At 60.3% G+C, this 18,517-nt stretch carries 19 protein-coding genes; 8 read left to right on the forward strand and 11 right to left on the reverse strand.

What is annotated here, in order from left to right:
- Positions 1–32 precede the first annotated feature (32 nt).
- Positions 33–2,036 (reverse strand): GTP-binding protein, encoded by a 2,004-nt coding sequence (locus tag GDJ93_RS08220; RefSeq protein WP_152068420.1) that lies wholly within the window; start codon positions 2,034–2,036, stop codon positions 33–35.
- A 253-nt stretch (positions 2,037–2,289) separates the two neighbouring features.
- Positions 2,290–2,778: a GNAT family N-acetyltransferase gene (locus GDJ93_RS08225; RefSeq protein ID WP_152068421.1), complete on the reverse strand. Its 489-nt coding sequence runs from the start codon at positions 2,776–2,778 to the stop codon at positions 2,290–2,292.
- Between the two features lie 77 nt (positions 2,779–2,855).
- Here GDJ93_RS08225 and GDJ93_RS08230 point away from each other — a divergent pair, with 77 nt between their 5' ends.
- Entirely contained in the window at positions 2,856–3,152 is a 297-nt protein-coding gene (locus GDJ93_RS08230; RefSeq protein ID WP_006234539.1) for a hypothetical protein, read from the forward strand.
- Positions 3,153–3,200: 48 nt separating this feature from the next.
- Here GDJ93_RS08230 and GDJ93_RS08235 read toward each other — a convergent pair whose 3' ends face one another.
- Positions 3,201–3,905, reverse strand: a complete 705-nt coding sequence (locus tag GDJ93_RS08235; protein WP_152068422.1) for a class I SAM-dependent methyltransferase — start codon at positions 3,903–3,905, stop codon at positions 3,201–3,203.
- 435 nt (positions 3,906–4,340) lie between these two features.
- On the opposite strand from GDJ93_RS08235, the gene GDJ93_RS08240 reads away from it, so the two are divergent.
- Entirely contained in the window at positions 4,341–4,742 is a 402-nt protein-coding gene (locus GDJ93_RS08240; RefSeq protein ID WP_152068423.1) for a hypothetical protein, read from the forward strand.
- 125 nt (positions 4,743–4,867) lie between these two features.
- On the opposite strand, the gene GDJ93_RS08245 is transcribed toward GDJ93_RS08240, so the two are convergent.
- Positions 4,868–5,680, reverse strand: a complete 813-nt coding sequence (locus GDJ93_RS08245) for a putative RNA methyltransferase (protein WP_152068424.1) — start codon at positions 5,678–5,680, stop codon at positions 4,868–4,870.
- 216 nt (positions 5,681–5,896) lie between these two features.
- Between GDJ93_RS08245 and GDJ93_RS08250 the strand changes: the two genes are divergently transcribed.
- The gene (locus tag GDJ93_RS08250; RefSeq protein WP_152068425.1) at positions 5,897–7,279 is read left to right on the forward strand and encodes an MATE family efflux transporter; all 1,383 of its coding nucleotides are present in this window, start codon (positions 5,897–5,899) and stop codon (positions 7,277–7,279) included.
- A gap of 27 nt (positions 7,280–7,306) precedes the next feature.
- On the opposite strand, the gene GDJ93_RS08255 is transcribed toward GDJ93_RS08250, so the two are convergent.
- Positions 7,307–8,173, reverse strand: a complete 867-nt coding sequence (locus GDJ93_RS08255) for a LysR family transcriptional regulator (RefSeq protein WP_118065642.1) — start codon at positions 8,171–8,173, stop codon at positions 7,307–7,309.
- A gap of 158 nt (positions 8,174–8,331) precedes the next feature.
- On the opposite strand from GDJ93_RS08255, the gene GDJ93_RS08260 reads away from it, so the two are divergent.
- Together GDJ93_RS08260 and GDJ93_RS08265 are read left to right on the forward strand one after the other, a co-directional pair.
- Positions 8,332–9,234: a DMT family transporter gene (locus GDJ93_RS08260; RefSeq protein WP_152068426.1), complete on the forward strand. Its 903-nt coding sequence runs from the start codon at positions 8,332–8,334 to the stop codon at positions 9,232–9,234.
- Positions 9,235–9,322: 88 nt separating this feature from the next.
- Entirely contained in the window at positions 9,323–10,048 is a 726-nt protein-coding gene (locus GDJ93_RS08265) for a uracil-DNA glycosylase (protein ID WP_152068427.1), read from the forward strand.
- A gap of 50 nt (positions 10,049–10,098) precedes the next feature.
- Here GDJ93_RS08265 and GDJ93_RS08270 read toward each other — a convergent pair whose 3' ends face one another.
- From GDJ93_RS08270 to GDJ93_RS08280, 3 genes are all read right to left on the reverse strand, one after another.
- A complete protein-coding gene (locus tag GDJ93_RS08270; protein WP_152068428.1) occupies positions 10,099–10,779 on the reverse strand; it encodes an SDR family NAD(P)-dependent oxidoreductase in 681 nt (226 codons plus the stop codon).
- Positions 10,780–10,788: 9 nt separating this feature from the next.
- The gene (locus GDJ93_RS08275) at positions 10,789–11,511 is read right to left on the reverse strand and encodes a VUT family protein (RefSeq protein ID WP_226812554.1); all 723 of its coding nucleotides are present in this window, start codon (positions 11,509–11,511) and stop codon (positions 10,789–10,791) included.
- Positions 11,512–11,667: 156 nt separating this feature from the next.
- Positions 11,668–13,281 (reverse strand): peptide chain release factor 3, encoded by a 1,614-nt coding sequence (locus GDJ93_RS08280; RefSeq protein WP_152068429.1) that lies wholly within the window; start codon positions 13,279–13,281, stop codon positions 11,668–11,670.
- Between the two features lie 215 nt (positions 13,282–13,496).
- Between GDJ93_RS08280 and GDJ93_RS08285 the strand changes: the two genes are divergently transcribed.
- The 3 genes from GDJ93_RS08285 to GDJ93_RS08295 are packed head-to-tail and all read left to right on the forward strand — an operon-like array spanning position 13,497 to position 15,477.
- Positions 13,497–13,877, forward strand: a complete 381-nt coding sequence (locus GDJ93_RS08285) for a GntR family transcriptional regulator (RefSeq protein ID WP_152068430.1) — start codon at positions 13,497–13,499, stop codon at positions 13,875–13,877.
- 23 nt (positions 13,878–13,900) lie between these two features.
- Positions 13,901–14,782, forward strand: coding sequence for an ABC transporter ATP-binding protein (locus GDJ93_RS08290; protein ID WP_152068431.1), 882 nt, complete (start codon positions 13,901–13,903; stop codon positions 14,780–14,782).
- Positions 14,779–15,477: an ABC-2 transporter permease gene (locus GDJ93_RS08295; protein WP_152068432.1), complete on the forward strand. Its 699-nt coding sequence runs from the start codon at positions 14,779–14,781 to the stop codon at positions 15,475–15,477. The genes GDJ93_RS08290 and GDJ93_RS08295 overlap by 4 nt, the downstream gene beginning before the upstream one ends.
- A 90-nt stretch (positions 15,478–15,567) precedes the next feature.
- On the opposite strand, the gene GDJ93_RS08300 is transcribed toward GDJ93_RS08295, so the two are convergent.
- From GDJ93_RS08300 to GDJ93_RS08310, 3 genes are all read right to left on the reverse strand, one after another.
- On the reverse strand, positions 15,568–16,872 hold the full coding sequence (locus GDJ93_RS08300) for a chloride channel protein (protein ID WP_152068433.1): 1,305 nt from the start codon (positions 16,870–16,872) through the stop codon (positions 15,568–15,570).
- A gap of 125 nt (positions 16,873–16,997) precedes the next feature.
- Complete coding sequence (locus GDJ93_RS08305; protein ID WP_152068434.1) at positions 16,998–17,531, reverse strand: LOG family protein; 534 nt, start codon at positions 17,529–17,531, stop codon at positions 16,998–17,000.
- Between the two features lie 36 nt (positions 17,532–17,567).
- Positions 17,568–17,993 carry a potassium channel family protein gene (locus tag GDJ93_RS08310; RefSeq protein ID WP_152068435.1) on the reverse strand — a complete coding sequence of 142 codons (426 nt, stop codon included), beginning with the start codon at positions 17,991–17,993 and terminating at the stop codon, positions 17,568–17,570.
- Between the last annotated feature and the right edge of the window lie 524 nt (positions 17,994–18,517).

Consider the following 18,517-nt stretch of genomic DNA (forward strand, 5'->3'; position numbering starts at 1 on the left):
CAATAGCATATGACAAAGGAGCTGTCCCTTTGTCACATGTGGTCGAAAAACTCGGCGTCTGCTGCTCGCCAGGGGCGGAAGGTGGCGGGATCGATCTTTACGTGCGCCGCGGCGGGTACGTCGTACCATTTGAGCGTGTAACCGGCGCCGTGAGAGCAAAAGACCGAATCGGGCGTGTTGGGCAGATCGGCCTCGGGCTCATAGGCGGCCGTCTCGATTACACGCTCGGCATCATGGCAAGCCGCATAGCCGGCGAACTCTAGGTACAGATGCCCGCGACCGCTCGTGTAGGCGGCCACCTCCAGCGCGTAATCCTGCACCTCGGATGCCGGCACGCGACCCACAAGCTTCGCCCGGTCTCCCGCCATCGCCGGCGGCTCGTACTCAGCGCCCATGCGCGTGGCATCCGAGAGCGCCCGGCCCACGCACTCCCCCGGCACCTCGAGCTCAAAGTGGTACCACGGCTCCAACAGCACCGCCGCGCCAGCCTCACGCGCCTGCATGAGCCCCTGACGAATCGCGCGGTACGTGGCCTGGCGAAAATCGCCGCCCTCGGTATGTTTGGCATGCGCACGGCCGCCCGTGAGCGTAATGCGCACATCGGTGATGGGCGAGCCGGTCAGCACGCCCAGGTGATCGCGCTCCATGGCGTTGGTGAGTGCCAGACGCTGCCAGTTAAGATCGAGCTCGTCGGTCGAGGTCACGGTGCCAAACTGCACGCCCGAACCCGCCGGCAACGGCTCCAGACGCAGATGCACCTCGGCATAGTGGCGCAGTGGCTCAAAGTGGCCCACGCCCTCGACCGGCTGCGAAATGGTCTCCTTATAGAGAATGCCGCCGGGCTCAAACGCAATCGAAAGACCGAAGCGATCGGCCAGCACCCGCTGCACGACCTCGAGCTGCACGGCGCCCATCAACTGCAAGTGAATCTGCTCAAGATGCGTATTCCAGCTTACGCCGAGCATGGGATCTTCGTCCGCCAGCTCAGTCAACGCTTTGAACACCGCATGGACGTCGTATTCGCCCGGCAGCACCGTATAGGTGAGGACCGGCGCAATGACGGGCGCATCGCCCGCGGGCTCCGCGCCCAGGGCGTCCCCCGGGCGAACGTGCGCAAGACCCGTCACGGCACAAATACCGCCAGCAGCAACTTCTTGGGCAAGCTCATACTTCTCGCCGTTATAGATGCGCACCTGGTCGATCTTTTGCTCCCAAGTGGAGGCGCTAGAGCATCCCTCGACAACTTGCTTTGCACGCAGTACACCGCCGGTCACTTTAACCCAAGCCAAGCGCTCGCCGCGATCTCCGCGGCTGACACGATAGACGCGCGCGGCAAACTCCGGGCGCCATGCCTGTTCGCGCATCAGCACGCATATGCCATCTAGCAGCTCGTCCACACCCTGGTCCTTGAGCGCCGAGCCGGCAAAGCAGGGAAAGAGCTTGCGCTCAGCAACCATGCGCGACAGGGTTGCGACAGAAAGCTCACCCGCCTCAAGAAACTCCTCGAGCGCTTCCTCGTCTAACGCAGCAGCGTCCTCCTGAACGGCGCCGCCCGCCAGCAGTTCGTTGGCATCCAGGCAGCCCTCGGAAAGACGTTGCCCAAGTTGTGCCAGCAAAACATCGCGGCCGGGATTCTCCAAATCGATCTTGTTGATGAAGATGAACGTCGGGATGTCATAGCGTGCAAGCAGGCGCCACAGAGTTTCGGTATGCCCCTGCACGCCATCGTTGGCACCCACGACTAAAATCGCGTAGTCCAGCGCGCGCAATGTGCGCTCCGCCTCGGCAGAAAAATCGACATGCCCCGGCGCATCCACGAGCATGACATGGGTATCACCATGGTCGAGCACAGCCTGCGACGAGAAAATCGTAATGCCGCGCTCGCGCTCGATCGCGTTAGTGTCCAGATGCGAATCGCCATCGTCCACGCGGCCGCGCTTGCGAATACGACCCGCGTTGAACAGCATGGCCTCGGCCAACGTGGTCTTGCCGGCATCGACATGCGCCAAGATTCCAACGACCGCTTGCTTCGACATGGCTCTCCTCTTATTACAAGCCCATCGCACGCGGCAACGGGCGTTCACGCTCCACACTGGATGATACAATTTACGAGCCGGCGGGCGAAGCGGGCCCTATCCCCCGACCGAGCTCATCGCCCCGCGTTGCCGCGCGGCGATTTTCGTAGGTTCGCGCCTTGCGAAAGCCGGCTTGCAAAACAGCGCAGCGAACGAAAATGGCCCCACCCGGGCCAGTTTCGTTCGCATGAATTATTGATATGAGGCGTCGCTCTTACGCCTCGCGCAGCCAATCGAACGCGACACGCGCCGTGCCGTCGGACACATAGACGATACCAGTGCGCTCAAAGCCGGCCTTTATGATGGCACCCTGCATGGGCAGGTTGTCCTGATGCGTGTCGATACGCAGGTGATCGGCACGCTCTTTGGCAAAGGCAAACATCGCAGCCGTGATACCGTGCACGGTGCCGTCGGATGCCACGCGGTGCAGCACGGCGTATGGAGTGTCGCTGCGCCATTGACCGTCCTCAATTACGTCATAGCACTCGTCCGGGCCCGGTAAAAAGGCAAACGTCGCCACCACGCGACCGTCGACTTCGCACACATAGCTGCCACCGGCAGCGATATCGGCAGCCAGCTGCTCGGCAGAAGGCGTGCCCTCGGGCCACTGCGTGGCGTTGCCATGCGCGCGCATAAAGGCGCGGGCCGCGTCATAGATAGCCATGACGGCGGGAATGTCGGTATCGAGGGTTTTTCTGATCATCACGCGGCGACCTCACGTTTATTGGTATCACTTTGATTGGGCAATGATACCAGCGTTTGGAGAGGGGCACGAAGCAGATGGGGAGCAAAAAGCGAGCCGCTTGGTCAAAAGCCAAAAGCGAGTTTTTGGGCGCTGCCACGGGCGGCGATATGAGCGACCTGTTTGCGCGCGAAGACGAGCGCCGCGACGCCCTGAACGCCGAGCGCGATGAGGCCTGGCGCTACAAGTCGTGCGAACGCAAAAACCGTTACGACACGCGCGCCGAGGCCGAAGCAGTTATGGCCGACTGCGAAAACCGCGGGCGGCGCGGCTTAGCCTGCTACAAATGCGAATACTGCGGCGGCTGGCACCTGACGTCGCACCCTTGGAAATAGACCCCGCATCGGCACGGCACTGACGGAGCGCCAACCATCGCACGCAAGCTACGGGCGCGGCGGCACCAAAACATCGTAGCGAACGGCCTTGCCCGCAAGTTGATAGCTCGGCTTAACGCCGGCAAGCAGTGGCCCCTTCACCGGTCGCTTGATAACCACCTTGCGCGGATGCACCGCAAGCGCAGCTTCGACCAGCGTCTCCTCATCGGCGCACGGCCGTTCCAGATGATGCAAGAGTTGGAACTTCTTTTTAACCGCCGCGCTCTTGGTGCGCCCGGGAAACATGGGGTCCAGATACACCACGTCGGGAGCGGTGAGCTCGCTCTGCCCGATCAGCTCAGCTGTATGGCGAAGGCCGGCAATGCTGTCCTCGCCCGCATGTAAGCGCATGCGCGCCACGGCTGTCGCAAGCGCCGGATCATCTGCCGCGCGATCCAAGGCATCCTTGAGGAGCGCCGCGATCACGCAATCCTGTTCATACAGATCGACGGTAAAGCCCGCGGCCGCCAACAGCAGCGAATCCTCGCCAAAGCCTGCCGTGGCATCAATCGCCCATGGGCGCTCGATGCCTTTTACGCGCGCGGCCTTTACCAGCAGCTCTTGCTGCAGACGGCCTTGCTTGAGTCGTGGCAGCATGCGGCCAAAATCGGCACGCAGCTCCATCGTACTGTCGGTGAGTGTGAGGCCCTCGGACTTCCCGGTCAGCTCAAGCCCCGCGGCCCGAGCAACAGAAAAGGGATCGACGACGCCCATGGGTACTCCTTAGCAAGCAAAACGAATACGCGAGCGCCGTTCATGACGACACCCAACCGTCCGTTATTGTCCCACATGCGACATGGCCCACAGCATCCCAATGCAAAGCACCGCCATCAATCCCGTGCACACGGCAGCGATCACGGAATCACTCATGCGCCTTCCCAACGACCGCGGCTCACGCACTTGCCCTGCTCCGTACATCATGGCTCCTCCTTGAGACCAACTCCTTGTTACGGCCTCATCATCTCAGCGCCGCACATGAGCTGCCATCGATTTGGCTTACGTCCAGCTTTCCTTTTTGAAAGGTTGGACCGTGCGGGCAAGAGACGCTTTCAAACGCATGCATCGCCCCGTTGAACTACAATGTGCTTCACCATATGTGCAGCACATGAGGTGCGCCAGGTTGGCGTACTCGTATCGAAAGGACCAGCCATGAGCTTCACTCGCAAGACTCTCAAAATCCTTGCCCTCATCTATTTTGTTCTGGGCATCGCCAGTCTCGTCATTGGAATCGCCGGCATCGCGACCGGCAAGCTCGAGTCCACCTACGGATCGAACGCCATGCTCGCCGCGGCCGTGGTTATCGCCAAGGGCCTCATCGATCTCGCCGCGGGCGTTGCGGGCATCAAGGGCGCCAACAAGCCTTCGCAGGTGGATGGCGCGTTTAAGCTCGGCATCGTCGCTGCAATCGCCACGATTGCGCAGGCCGTGCTCACGCTTCCCGCGTTTGGCGGCGACGCCATCAACTATGGCGCCTTTGTCATCGTGGTGTACGACCTGTTCTTTGTTCAGCAGGCACACGCCATTAAGGCCGAAAACAAGGACCGCCTGTAGGCACCTGTCTCCCATAGCCCCTGCTATCAAGCAGCTAAAAAGGGCCGATCGCGCATCTCCGCGGTCGGCCCTTTACGTTTGCCTAGATAAAACCTACCAAAATAAACCTGTCCCTTTTTGGTAGGTTAGTGGCGGTACTCAGCGATGATGAAGTCGATGTCGGTTTGAAGGGTGTCCAAGTTTGCCAGGCGCTCTTTGTCGGCAGGGCGCGTGCGGTAGTAGTACGGCGTCATCTGGAAAACCGCCTCGATGTCGGCCTGGGTCTGGAGCGTAATGTTCGCAGACACCCGCTGCGTTCCGACCAACTCGAGCTCGGTGGTCTTCGGCAGCTTCTCATCGTTAAGGTACGGCGTGTCGTAGAGCACCTCTTTGAGCCCAAACAGATGACGGGCGCCCGGCACCACGGTGTAGAGCGAGCCCTCGGGCGCCAGCACGCGAGCAAACTCGCGCTCGTTAAAGGGGGCAAAGAGCTCGGTCACCATATCGAAGGCGCCATCGGCCACGGGGATATCCTTCATGTTGGCCACAAAATAGGTCGCATCGCCGCGCTTGGCGGCCAGGCGCACCATCTCTTTGCCCAAGTCGAACCCGTAAGCGTCCACGCCCGGCACCGCGCCCAGGGCACTCGTGTAATAGCCCTCACCGCAGCAAATATCGAGCAGCGTCATGGGGTCTTTCGTAGACGCGGCGTGCCCAGACACCCGCTCGCGCACCAGCTCGACCATTGCATCGCGCAACGGCGCGTAGTATCCGCGGTTCAGAAAGTCACGACGGCTACGCGCCTGCGACTTGGGATCGCCCATGGAGTCGCCGCTCTTGGATGAGCGCAGCAGATATAGATAGCCCTCGCGCGCACGGTCAAACCGGTGTCCGCCCGCGCATGCAGCACCGCGCTCATCGTCCACCAACGGTTCATGGCAAACGGGACACAACAACATGGCAACTCCTTAGCGCGGACTACACAACGCCCACCATTGTCGCACGCCTTCCCCACCTAGTCATTGGGGACGTTCTTGAATGACTAGTTAGAAGAGATAAGGAGTGTCCCCAGCTGCCGACAGAAAAGGAACGTCCCTAAGTGCCGACTGGTTGCATTAGGAGTATCATCGTCTGCGCAAATGAGCACGAAGGAGCATATTAGAGATTGAGAGCGTATGGCTGATACCGCATCTAAGCACATTGACATGACCACCGGCTCGCTGTGGCGCAATATTCCCCTGTTCGCCTTCCCCGTGGCCGCCACGAGCATCTTGGAGCAGCTGTCGAACCTCATCGCCACGGTCATTATCGGTAACTTCTCGGGCGACCAGGGAACCCTCGCCATGGCGGCGGTCGGCTCCAATGTTCCGCTTACCAGTCTTATGCTCAACCTGTTTATTGGCATGTCGCTTGGCTCCAACGTGGTCATCGCCAACGCTATCGGCCGCAACGATCAGAACATGGTCAAACGCGCCGTCCATACCTCGATTTTAATGGCGCTCGTGGGCTTTGTCGTCATCGCGCTGGGTGAGATCTTTGCCGAGCCCATGCTCGCCGCGCTCAACGTTCCCGCCGAAACCATGCCGCTCGCTTCGCTCTACCTACGCGTCTTTTTGCTCAGCCTGCCCTCGATCTTGCTTTACAACTTTGAGGCCGCGATCTTCCGCTCCGTCGGCATCACCCGCATGCCGCTACAGGCGCTTGCCGTGTCCACCGTCCTCAACATTGGCCTGGACCTCATCTTTGTCCCCGTACTCCACTGGGGCGTCGCGGGCGTCGCTATCGCCACCGCCATCGCCTACACCGTCAGCGCCGCCACGCTTTTTATCCGCCTGCTCAAGACCGACTCCGTCGTCCGCGTCACCCCACGCGACCTGGCTATCGACCCCGTCGCCCTCAAGCGCATCGTCAAGATCGGCCTGCCCGCCGGCATCCAAAGCGCCGTCTTTGCCGTCGCCAACATCATCATTCAGTCTGCCATCAACAGCCTGGGCACCGAGGTCATGGCAGCCTCGAGCGCCGCCATGAGCCTGGAGTACGTGTGCTACAACCTACTCAACAGCTTTAGCCAGGCTTGCACCACCTTTGTGGGACAAAACCACGGTGCCCGCCAGATCGACCGCTGCACCAAAACGCTCAAGGTCTGCCTGGTCGAAGGCGGTATCGTCGCGCTCACCACAATTATCGTTATTGTCGGCCTGGGGCGCGAGATCTTGTCGCTCTTTAACAGCGATCCCAACATCGTCTCGATCGGATATATCCGCGTGTGCTCGATCTTCCCGGCGTACGCCTTTAGCATGTTCTACGAAAACATGTCCGGCTACCTGCGCGGCTTTGGTATCTCGCTCACACCCGCCCTCATCACCATGATCTGCGTCTGCGGCATCCGCTTCTATTGGGTGTTCTGCGTGTTCCCGCACTTCCGCACCTTTGCGAACATCATGATGGTCTACCCCATCAGCCTGGGCACCACGGCGTTCTTTATGGTCGTAGCGGTACTACTTTGCCACCCGGCACGCACCTATCGCGCCACCCAAGCCAAAGCGACAGCCCGCTAAACACCGCACCCAACGCCACGCCAGTCATTAATTGACAATATGCGAGCTCATATAGTCGATAAAGCGCCTCGTGGCGATAGGCATGGTGTCCCAGCTGCGCCAGGCCGCCACTACGTCGCGCGAGGGGGCGTGCACGATGGGACGTACGCGAATATCGGCACGCATGCCCTCCACAGTACGACGGTAGAGCATACTCACGCCTAGGCCCTCCTCCACCATCGCCATGATGGTGTAGTCGTCGGTGACCTCGCTCGTCACGTGCGGCGACAGGCCATGCGCCGCGAATGCATCGAGCACCAGGCTCTGTTCGCCCTCATCCAACAGCACAAACGGCTCGGACGCCAGGTCGGCGAGTGTCACCTTTTCCTTTGCCGTCAGCGGATGCGCGGCCGGCAACAATGCCACCAACTCGTCGTGATAGACCACGCGCTTCTCGAGCCCAGCGGTAAATCCACGTGCCGTAAAGCAAAAATCAACCACGCCATCGTGCACCCACTGGGCGTTGCGCGTGTAATCGCCCTGCTTGAGGGTAAAGTGCACGCCCGGGTGCAGCGCACCAAAGTCGCGGATCACACGCGGCAGCACGGTACGACTCACGTTGGTAAACGTCGCGATGCGAATATCGGTCGACGAAAGCCCCAGCAGCTCCTGGCGCTTGCCCTCGAGCTCGGCCTCGGCGGTCACGATCTGGCGCAGGTACGGCAGATACTGCTTGCCGTCGCGCGTAAGCGACACACCCTGCTTTCCGCGCTCGATAAGCGTGGTGCCCAGCTCGCGCTCGAGCGCCTTGACGGCCTGGCTCACCGCGCTTTGCGTATAGCCCAGCTCGTCGGCCGCACGTTTCAGGCTGCCGCAATCGACCACCATACAAACAATCTGATACCGCGATGCCATCGTGCCTCCACATCAATGCAGCCGTAAAACGTTTTGCCGGGGCTTTTTCTGCCTACATTAGTATTTCTTAATCATACTGAAGATACATTCGCTTTACTACATCCACATCTGGGAGCAGAATCCTTTTTGCGAAACCGTTCTGTAACAAAAGGAGTCCCATGGATCGCAAAAAAGCAATCGCGCTCTCATTTTCCGTTCCCGTCGCATGGGGCTTTTCGTATCCCCTCATGAAGATCGGCATGGACAGCATGAACGCCACGAGCATCGTTGCGCTGCGCTGCATCATCGCCTTTGCGGCCTGCCTGCTGCTCTTTCACAAACGCACTTTCCGCATCAATCGCGACCTTATGGTTCGCGCCGCCATTATCGGTGCCATCATGGCAACCGAGCTCACCTGCATGTGTTTAGGCTCCAGCCTCACCTCCGCCTCCACCGCCGGCTTTTTGCAGAGCCTGACGGTCGTGATCGTGCCATTTGCCAACGCCGCCCTGCTGCGTCGCGCCCCCGAGCGCAAAGTGCTCGTCGGCACCGCCATCGTCACCTGCGGCATGCTGCTGCTCTCGGGCGCCGACTTTACTAGCCTGAACCCGGGTGCGCTCATCATGCTGCTCTCCGCTTTTGTCTATGCCGGCCATATCATTGTGGCAAAGCGCTTTGTCGAAGATGTCGACCCGCTGGCTCTGGGCGTTTGGCAGCTGGGCTTCGGCGGCCTGTTCTCGGGCATTGCCGCATGCGTCTTTGGCGGCTTCACGCTTCCCAGCACGCCCAGCGAGATTGTCGTTGTCGTTGCCCTCGCACTCATCTGCTCTGCCTACGGCTTTATCACCCAGACGCTCGTGCAACCCCACGTGCCTGCCGAGACCACCGGCTTCGCCTTCTCGCTCGAGCCAGTCTGCTCCGCCGTCTTCTCGTTCTTCCTGGTCGGCGAGGTCCTGAGCCCCATCGCCTTCTTTGGTGCCGCTCTCATCCTCACCGGCGTCATGGTGGCAACCGTCGAGCTTCCGCGCCTCCGCGCACATGGACAAGCTCGCATGGCAGGAGCGCCCGAGCACGTCTCGTAGACCCCACTCTTCATACAGCCGTGGCGTAAAGGCAACCGGTGCGCCTTTACAATAGATACCGACAGAGCATCTGACGTAAAGGAGCCCCATGGACGCCGCGACCCGCGACCGCAACATAGCAACTTGGTTGGGCGATGCGCCACAGCTGATACGTGACACTACGAACCAGCTGCTCGAGCGCATCGCCCTTTTGCGTGCCGAGCAGACTATCTACCCGGCACAAGACGACATCCTCAATGCCCTCGCCTACACGCCGGCCGACCAGGTCAAGGTTGTCATCTTAGGTCAGGACCCTTATCACGGACCCAACCAGGCCATGGGGCTGTCGTTCTCGGTCCCCACGACGCAAACCAAGTTGCCGCCGAGCCTGCGCAACATTTACAAGGAACTCAATGCCGATCTGGGTTGCCCCATTCCCGCCACGGGAGACCTAACGCCATGGGCACAACAGGGCGTCCTGCTCCTCAACACCACGCTCACTGTGCGCGAGCATGCCGCGAACTCGCACGCCAAGCTGGGCTGGAGCACGCTCACCGACTACGTTATCGAACGCTGCTGCCAGCTGCCCCAACCGGTAGTCTTTTTGGCATGGGGCCGCTTTGCCCAGCAGATGGTCGAAGGTAAGCTCGTCGCAACTGGTGCGGGCAAGGCAACCGGCAAGTTCTGCCTGGCCTCTACGCACCCCTCGCCGCTTTCGGCCAACCGTGCCACGGCAGAACTCCCCGCCTTTATGGGATCGCGTCCCTTCTCGGCAGCCAATCGGCTACTCGAGCAGCATGACTCGACCCCCGTCAATTGGACTTGCCTCGGCTAAAAATCGATACATCAAAAACGCGTCCGACGGCTTTCCATCGGACGCGTTTCCTATTCGGGCCAAATAAATTGTGTGCGGCCGGCCTCGCCGCCATCGATCAGCAGGCTCTGCCCGGTCATAAACCGGTTGGTCACGCCCACAAAGTAGATCCACTCGGCGATCTCTTGGGCGGTGGCCCAGCGCTTAAGCGGCGTGAGCTCCATAATCTGGTTCCACAGCTGTTCGTCTTCCATCACGCAACGGTTGAGCGGCGTGATAACGCCGCCCGGGTCCACACTGTTGGCGATGGCCTGCGGTGCCAGGCGGTTTGCAAGGTTCTTGGTGTAGGCGATAACGCCGCCCTTGCTGGCGGCATAGGCGGGAAACTCCGATCCCGTATGCCCGCTCGCCGACCCCACATTGACCACGGATTTAATAGCCGGCGCCGGCTTGGCGGCAAGTCCCTCCCCCACAAAGGCGTAACGCTCGGTCACGTTGATGGTGCCACACAGGTTGGCGGCGATGTCATCGGCCGAATCCTGCGTACCGGCAACGTTCACGATCACCTGGGGCTCAAGGTCGTCCGGAAACGCGTCCGGCTTGCGGACATCGACGATCAGATGGCGGTAGCGCTCGTGTTCGATCGCCGCCGGCAGCAGATCAAAGCCCACGACCTCGTGACCCTCGTCCAAAAAGCGCTGCACGCACGCGGCTCCGATACCGCCCGAAGCGCCCGTGATCAAAACCCGCATACTTGCTCCTTAGGCGGTTGCGTGGCGCTCGAGATACTCGGCGCCCACATTCTCACGCTCCCAGCCACGCACGACCTTGTAGCCCACGGGGCTCAGGAAGACCTCGCACAGCAGCTCGGCAACAGCGCCGGTCAGCGAGCACATAAGGACCTGTACCCACGTCCAACCAAAGAACGTGTGGCTCACCACAATGGCAAAGACCAGGTTGTCGATAAACTGGCCAACGCCCGTGGACACATAGGAGCGGAAGGCAAAGCTCGCAAAGTTATTCTTTTTGAGCATACGGCCGAGTGACTGGTTAAGCGTGGAGTTGACCACGGCAGAAACGAGCATTGCCAGCGAAGAGCCCAGCACCACGTACCAGGTGCCGCCGATGGTGGCGTTAAGGGCAGTGTTGACCTCGATCATGCCCGTGTCGTAGTAGGCGCCCCACATACCGGGCGTGAGCGAGCATGCCCAAAAGCACAGGCTCACGGCCAGGTTAACCAGCAGCGCGAGGATAGAGATTTTGATGGATGCCTTGGCGCCAAAGCGCTTGCAGATCATGTCCTGGCACAAAAACGAAACCCAGCTCACCACAAAGCCACAGTCGAGCGCCAGATACGGCAGGCTGATAAGCTCTTTGTTGGCCAGCAGGTTCATCATGATGACGCTCACGAAAAACAGCGAAACCGTTGCCGCGGGAATGCTCCGCAACAGGACCTTGTAGTCCTCCATGACCTTCTTGATCATTATGTACTCCTTTGGTTTTAGGTTTAACGAGCAGGATATCGGACCCGAACTGCTCGGACGCCCCGGTCTTGAGACGACGGTGGGTATAATAGCCGCTCACACGGCATAAGGCAAGCAAACGGCGCGGCAGCCCCGCAGGGCCACCGCGCCGATACGTTAAAAGGCTACGTTGCCAAACTCCGACAGGATCAGGTCGGGGTTGTGGTCGGTTGCCCAATCCACATTCCACGGGCTCGTGAACAGCAGCAGCTTACCGCCGCGCATGTCCTCGACGCGCAGCGTGTCACGCGTGAGCGAAAGGCCCGGGATATCAATAGTGTCGGGGTCGTTCTGGATCCAGCGGATGTCCGTATAGGGCAGCGGCTGGCGACGAACCTCAACACGGTACTCAGCCTTGAGGCGGCGCTCGAGCACCTCAAACTGCAGCACGCCGACCACGCCCACGATGACGCTTTCCATGCCGGCACCCAGCTCGCGGAAGATCTGGATGGCACCCTCCTGGGCAAGCTCCTCCATGCCCTTGACGAACTGCTTGCGCTTGAGCGTGTCGACCTGCGTAATGCGAGCGAACATCTCGGGGGCAAACGTCGGGATCTGCGGATACTGCACGTGGCGCTTGCCAGAGCACACGGTGTCGCCGATGCTAAAGATACCCGGATCGAACAGGCCCACGATATCGCCCGCGTACGCCTCGTCAACAATCGCGCGGTCATCGGCCATCATCGAGGTGCCCGTGGCCAGCTTGAGTTTACGGTTGCCCTGCATGTGGAAGGCATCCATGCCACGCTCGAACTTGCCCGAGCAAATGCGCACAAAGGCGATGCGGTCTCGGTGGTTCTTGTCCATATTGGCCTGGATCTTAAACACAAAGCCGCTAAAGTCGTCACGGCAGGGATCGACCGGCTCGCTGGTGAGCGTATCGGTATAGGCACGCGGCGTCGGGGCCAGACGCAGGAACTCCTTGAGGAAGGGCTCCACGCCAAAGTTGGTGAGCGCCGAGCCAAAGAACGCCGGGCTCAGCTTGCCGCAGGCCACGGCATCCAAATCGAGCTCGTCGCCGGCGCCATCGAGCAGCTCGATGTCGTCCATCAGGTTCTTATGGTTCTCCTCGCCAATAAGCTCATCCATGGAAGGATCGCCCAACTCGGCCTCGACCTCGGCGACCTTCTTGGTGGCGTTGGCGTGACCGTCGCCCTCGAAGGCGATAACGCGACGGGTCTGACGATCGAACACACCGCGGAAATTGCGGCCGCTGCCGATCGGCCAGTTCATGGGATACGTATTGATACCCAGGACGTTCTCGATCTCTTCCATGAGCTCAAACGGATCGCGAGCCTCGTGGTCGAGCTTGTTCACAAAGGTGAAGATGGGAATGTGGCGTAGCGTGCAGACCTTAAAGAGCTTTTTGGTCTGGGCCTCGACGCCCTTAGCGCCGTCGATGACCATGACCGCGGCGTCGGCGGCCATAAGGGTACGGTAGGTATCTTCCGAAAAGTCCTGGTGGCCGGGGGTATCGAGGATGTTGACGCAGGCGCCGTTGTAGGTGAACTGCAGCACCGAGGAGGTAACGGAAATGCCGCGCTCCTTCTCGATGTCCATCCAGTCCGAAACGGCATGCTTGGCCGAGCTCTTGCCCTTGACCGAGCCGGCAGTCTGGATGCTGCCGGTATAGAGCAGCAGCTTCTCGGTAAGCGTGGTCTTACCGGCGTCCGGGTGGCTGATGATCGCGAATGTGCGGCGCGACGAGATTTCATCCGACAGGCTTGCCATGCGGATCCTTTCTTGCATTGAGTGCATTACGTCGTTGTAACCGTACTATTGTAGCCGCGAAATCCCGCTCTAGGGCGCCTATCAGGACAAATTCATCAGTTGGAGCCAGGGTAGCCGGCCCAATCAGTATTTGCCTCTTGCATAACTGTATATAGTGTATATATACTGTGCTTACCGGTTATATACACGTGTAGCCCAACAGCTAAGGAGCCGCTGTGGACATCATCCTATCCAATTCGAGCGACAAGCCCATCTACGAGCAGATAACCTCGCAAGTCAAAGCTCAGATCTTATCGGGCACGCTCGCTGCGGGCGCCAAACTCCCCAGCATCCGTGCACTCGCGAGCGATCTTGGCGTGAGCGTCATCACCACCAAGCGCGCCTACGCCGACCTGGAGCAGCTCGGGTTTATCTGCACCGTGCAGGGCAAGGGCTGTTTTGTCGCCGAGGGCAACCAGGAGCTTTTGCGCGAAAACCAGCTCTGTCATATCGAAGAGCTGCTTGCGAAAGCGGCAAGCCAAGCCGAAGCCTTGGGCGTCACGCGCGACAAACTGCACGAGATGCTCGACCTGGTAGCCCCCGAAACCATGCAGTAGCCATCTGCAAGAAAGGCTATACCATGCAAAACTTGCTTGAACTCAAAGGCATCTCACGCACTGTAAGCGACCGCTTTTCGCTGCGCGACGTCACGCTTGCCGTGGAGCCTGGCCAGATCGTCGGCTTTGTTGGTGCCAACGGTGCTGGCAAAACAACGACGATTCGAGCCGCGCTCGGGCTTATAAAGCTCGATGCCGGCGAAGTGCACCTGTTTGGGCAGCACTGCGGTGCCGACGCACCCGGTGAAGTGCAGCGCTGCTTGCGCACTCGTGTCGGCCTCGTGCTGGACACGTGTCCCTTCCCTTCCACGCTCAAGGTGACCGAAGTTGAGGCACTCGTAAGCCCGGCGTACCCCACCTGGAGCCACGACACCTTCGTTAGCCTCATCAACCGATTTGACCTCGATCCCAAGGCAAAGGTCAAGGACCTCTCCCGCGGTATGGGCATGAAGCTGCAACTTGTCTGCGCACTCAGTCACAAGGCCAAGCTGCTCGTTTTGGACGAAGCCACCGCGGGCCTCGATCCCATGGCGCGCGAGGAACTGCTTGATGAGCTACTCGCCTTTGTTTCCGACGACCAGCACAGCGTGCTGCTCTCGAGCCACATTACGTCCGACCTCGATCGCACCGCCGACCGCGTTATCTGCATCGATAACGGCTCGATTGTGTTTGACCTGCCGCGCGAGGACATTACCGACCACGCCGGCATCGCCCACTGTACCCAAGCACAGGCCGCCGAGCTTATGGCTTGCGTCGAAGGCGCCCGTGCCGCCCACCACGCCTATAGCGTGGACGTGCTCGTGCCCAACCGTCGCGAAACGCTCGAGGCCTTCCCCGAGATTCCCTGCGATCGGGCAACCATTGACGACTATCTACGCCTCACGCTGAAAGGGGCTTCGAAATGAAACGCGCCTTTATGTCCGAGACCGCCATCGTTCGCACGCTCGCCCCGAGCATCGCGGGCGTCGGCCTGTTCATATTCGTCGTATTGACCCTTGCCAACGCGACAGACGGCGATTCCGGCATGAGCGCCGGCGCCTGTGCGGTCAGCGCAATGTCGCCCATCATAATCATGAACTCGCTAGCTGGCTACGATAACCAAAACGGCTGGGAACGTTATCGAGCAACGTTGCCCTTCTCGCGCAAAGACATTATTTGCGCACGCTACCTGTGCATCGTTGTCTTCTCGGTCGTCATGGCATGCGCGGCTACGCTTCTGAACATCCTCGCCCTTCCGCTCTTCGACCCCATGGGCATCCCTTCGACATGCCAGACGATCTTTGAAATCGCAACCGCCTCGGCGGCATCGATGCTCATCTCCCTCATGATGGTATTCTTGACACAGCCGCTGTTCTTCCGATTTGGACACATGGAAGCGCTGCGCCTATCCCTTGGCCTGTTTGCCCTGTTTGGCTGCGGCACCATGGCAATGCTGAGTTCCTCCAACCCCATCAGCAACTGGCTCATGTCGATTGCCGGGGCGAATCCCGATCCTGCCGTTCTTAGCTGTCTGTGTGCAGGCATCGCCGTACTTGCCCTCGCGCTATGTGCAATCAGCTGCACCGTCAGCACCAAGGTTTATCGAGTACGCGATCTGTAGCCACGCGTGTCTCAATCCACGAAGGACGCGATCGCCGCCCCTCCCCGTAAATCCGTGACAAATGGCATATCCCCAGCGTGAGCCACCGTACTACTTGCGCAGCGGCTTGGGCAGCGGAATGCCGGCGGCGATGGCGGCGGCGATGATCATACAGACGATGCCTTTGAGCGGGAAGCACATGAGCAGCAGGCCCACGACCATGATGGGCTGGCGCATGACGGCGCCCATCGTCGATGCCGTGCAGACGGCAACGCAAAAGACCGGATCGGCGCCGGTGAGGATAGCAAGGCCATAGCCTAGGCTTACGCCCGAGAAGATAACCGGGAAGAAGTGGCCGCCGCGCCAACCAAGGTTGATGAGGGCGGGCGTCAGCATGGCCTTAACGAGACCGGTCGCGATAAGCACGCCGGCGGGAATGGTCAGATAGGTTTCCATGAGCACGTCGGCCTGCGTCTCGCCGGCAAACATGGTGTAGGGCAGGACCGTGCCGCAGATGGCGAGCGCCAGACCGGCCAGCATGGCTTTGACGACAGGGCGCGCCCCTATTGCATGAGCAAGCGCTTCGCTCGCGTGCTCAGAGACAAAGTACAGCCAGCCGCAGATTGTTCCGATCAGCGACAGAGGGATGAGCCAGGTAAGCTCCAGGTTGCCCACCACGGCAGCCTCGAACCTCGGCATACCCATGCCGCCGCCCATGAGCTGGCCGAGCAGCAGGTAGGTGCCCAGGCCGCCAGCAATCGCGATGCCGTAAACCACGGTCTTTTGCGCCTTAGGCAGCCTGATGGTGATCTCACCGGATTCGGAATCCTCGCCATCGCCGACACCCTGGCCGTCAGCACTTCCGGCAAGCGGCGCCACAAAGCCAAACACGGGCGCGGTAAAGAGCGCCGTCAGGGCAGCCTGGGTGCCCAGCAGCGTGAGCTCCCTAAACTCGGCGCCAAAGCGACGCATACGATCGCCGACCCAGCTGCACAGACCTGCGATAACGCCGGTCAGACCGGCCTCCGGTCCAATACTTCCACCAAACAGCAGCGGCAGCAATGCCGCGAGCGAAAGCTTGCCCAGGTTGTCGTACGGGTAGCGCCCGTCTTGCTTAACCTTTGCCATCACCTGGTTGAGGTCATCGGTCTTGATGCCCGTCATCTTTTCGTACAGGCCAATCACCAAGCCGCCCAACAGGCAAACGAAAAACGGGTACGGCAAAAAGCCAAACGGGCCGCTGGCAAGCTCGGGCGAAGCGACGCCCAGCGCGTGCGGAATCTCGGTCCATAGATAGTCGATACCGTGCTCCATCGCAAAAAAGAACAGCCAGACCGCAGCACCTGCGAGTGCACCGGTCACGGCAACGCTGACCAAAAACAGCGCGCGGTTTGTGGGTTTGGCAAGGTTATCCATCGGGTCCTCCCGCGGTTAAAGTCGACATAGATACGTTTTATTGTAGAGCGAGCGTTGCTCGAACGAGCCAACCATCTGCGCCGCAAACGGCACCATTGGGAGTCATGGTGGGGCAGGCTCAAGACTTATCCGTTGATAATCGAGGCAATCTCGCGCAAATCGTCGGCAAAGTAGATGCCGTGCTGGCGCCTCGGGCTCGAAAGCCCTTTATCAATCATGTGCCCGAGCAGCGCCTTGAGGTCGTTGTAGTAACCGTCCAGGTTATACAGGATGCACGGAGCACTCAGGTGTCCCAACGACACCGCGGACATGACCTCGGCAATCTCCTCGAGCGTGCCCGTACCGCCCGGAAATGCGATGAACGCATCGCCGAGCTCAATCATCTTGGCCTTGCGCTCCGCCATATCGCTCGTCACGATAAGGTCGTTGATACCGTCATGTTGAAACTCGGCCTCGATAAAAAAGCTCGGCTCAACACCCGTCACGTGTCCACCCGCCTCGAGCACGCTATCGGCGAGCGCACCCATCAGCCCCGATTTGGACCCGCCATATACCAGCGCGTGCCCGTTGGCGCCAATCCAGTTGCCCAGCTCCTGCACCGCGGGCAGAAACGCCGGATCATTGCCGGCACTGGCACCCAGATACACGGTGATATTCATATTTGGTCCCCCTTGTTGTGGCGCACGACGTTCGTCTTAGCGCTGGCGTCGACGATACTCGCGCACGCGACGCGAAAGATCGGCAAGCTCGTCGCGATCGAGCTCTTCCAAATGCTCCAGATCATCCATAAAGCGCGCCATGGTGTCCTTTTGACGCAGCTTGATAAGCGTATTGCAGTAGTTCACCGCCACGCCCGTGAGCATGGCGATGTAGAAGATGCTGATGACGCTCAGAATGACGGTAATGGCGCGGGCAACCGGTGTCTCGGCAGGAATGTCACCAAAGCCGATGGTCGAGACCGTCTCAAAGCTAAACCAGAGACCGTCGCCAAACGTAAGGGACGTGGGTTCGGACAGCCAGACGGCAGTCGAGCACAGCAGGTAAAAGATTAGAAACAGGCCCGTGATGCGCGCAAAGCCAGCCTGTCGCAGCACATCGGCAAGCGTCCTCAACTTGTTCATCGCGACCCCTTTTCCCAGACGCCCAATCTCGTTCGCTCGGTATTGTCCCACAACCGGCAGTTAGGGACGTTCCTTTTAATATGAGCAGGACATTGTCAAGAGGCAAAATCGGGCCTGGCCCCAACGATATGGGGTCAGGCCCTCTCCCTATATCAGCCCGTCCGCGGCGACCTCGGCGTGTCTTACCGACGCTCGTCTTTGCAGTTTAATATCCGCCCGCGGCGATCTCTCGCTGGGCAATCCGTTGCTACGGCTGAGGCTTCTACGTCGAACCGACAGTCTGTGCACGCGTGTGGCGCCCTGGGCGCTCGCAGAAAAGGGACCTGAGGTTCGCCTCAACGGCTTCGGATCGAACCGCTTCCGGGGTGACTGGCTTATGTGCGGGGGACCGCCTCCCCCCCCCTACGCCTCCTCGGCCATGAGGCCGACCGCCCATACCCAGCAGGCGAGCTCGCGCGCCGTGGCCACGTTCGCCTTGTTGCCGTGGACCCCGCGCGCGAGCAGCGCCTCCCGCCTCTCGACCA

The organism is Collinsella aerofaciens (assembly GCF_902501475.1).
GTDB lineage: Bacteria > Actinomycetota > Coriobacteriia > Coriobacteriales > Coriobacteriaceae > Collinsella > Collinsella aerofaciens_AL.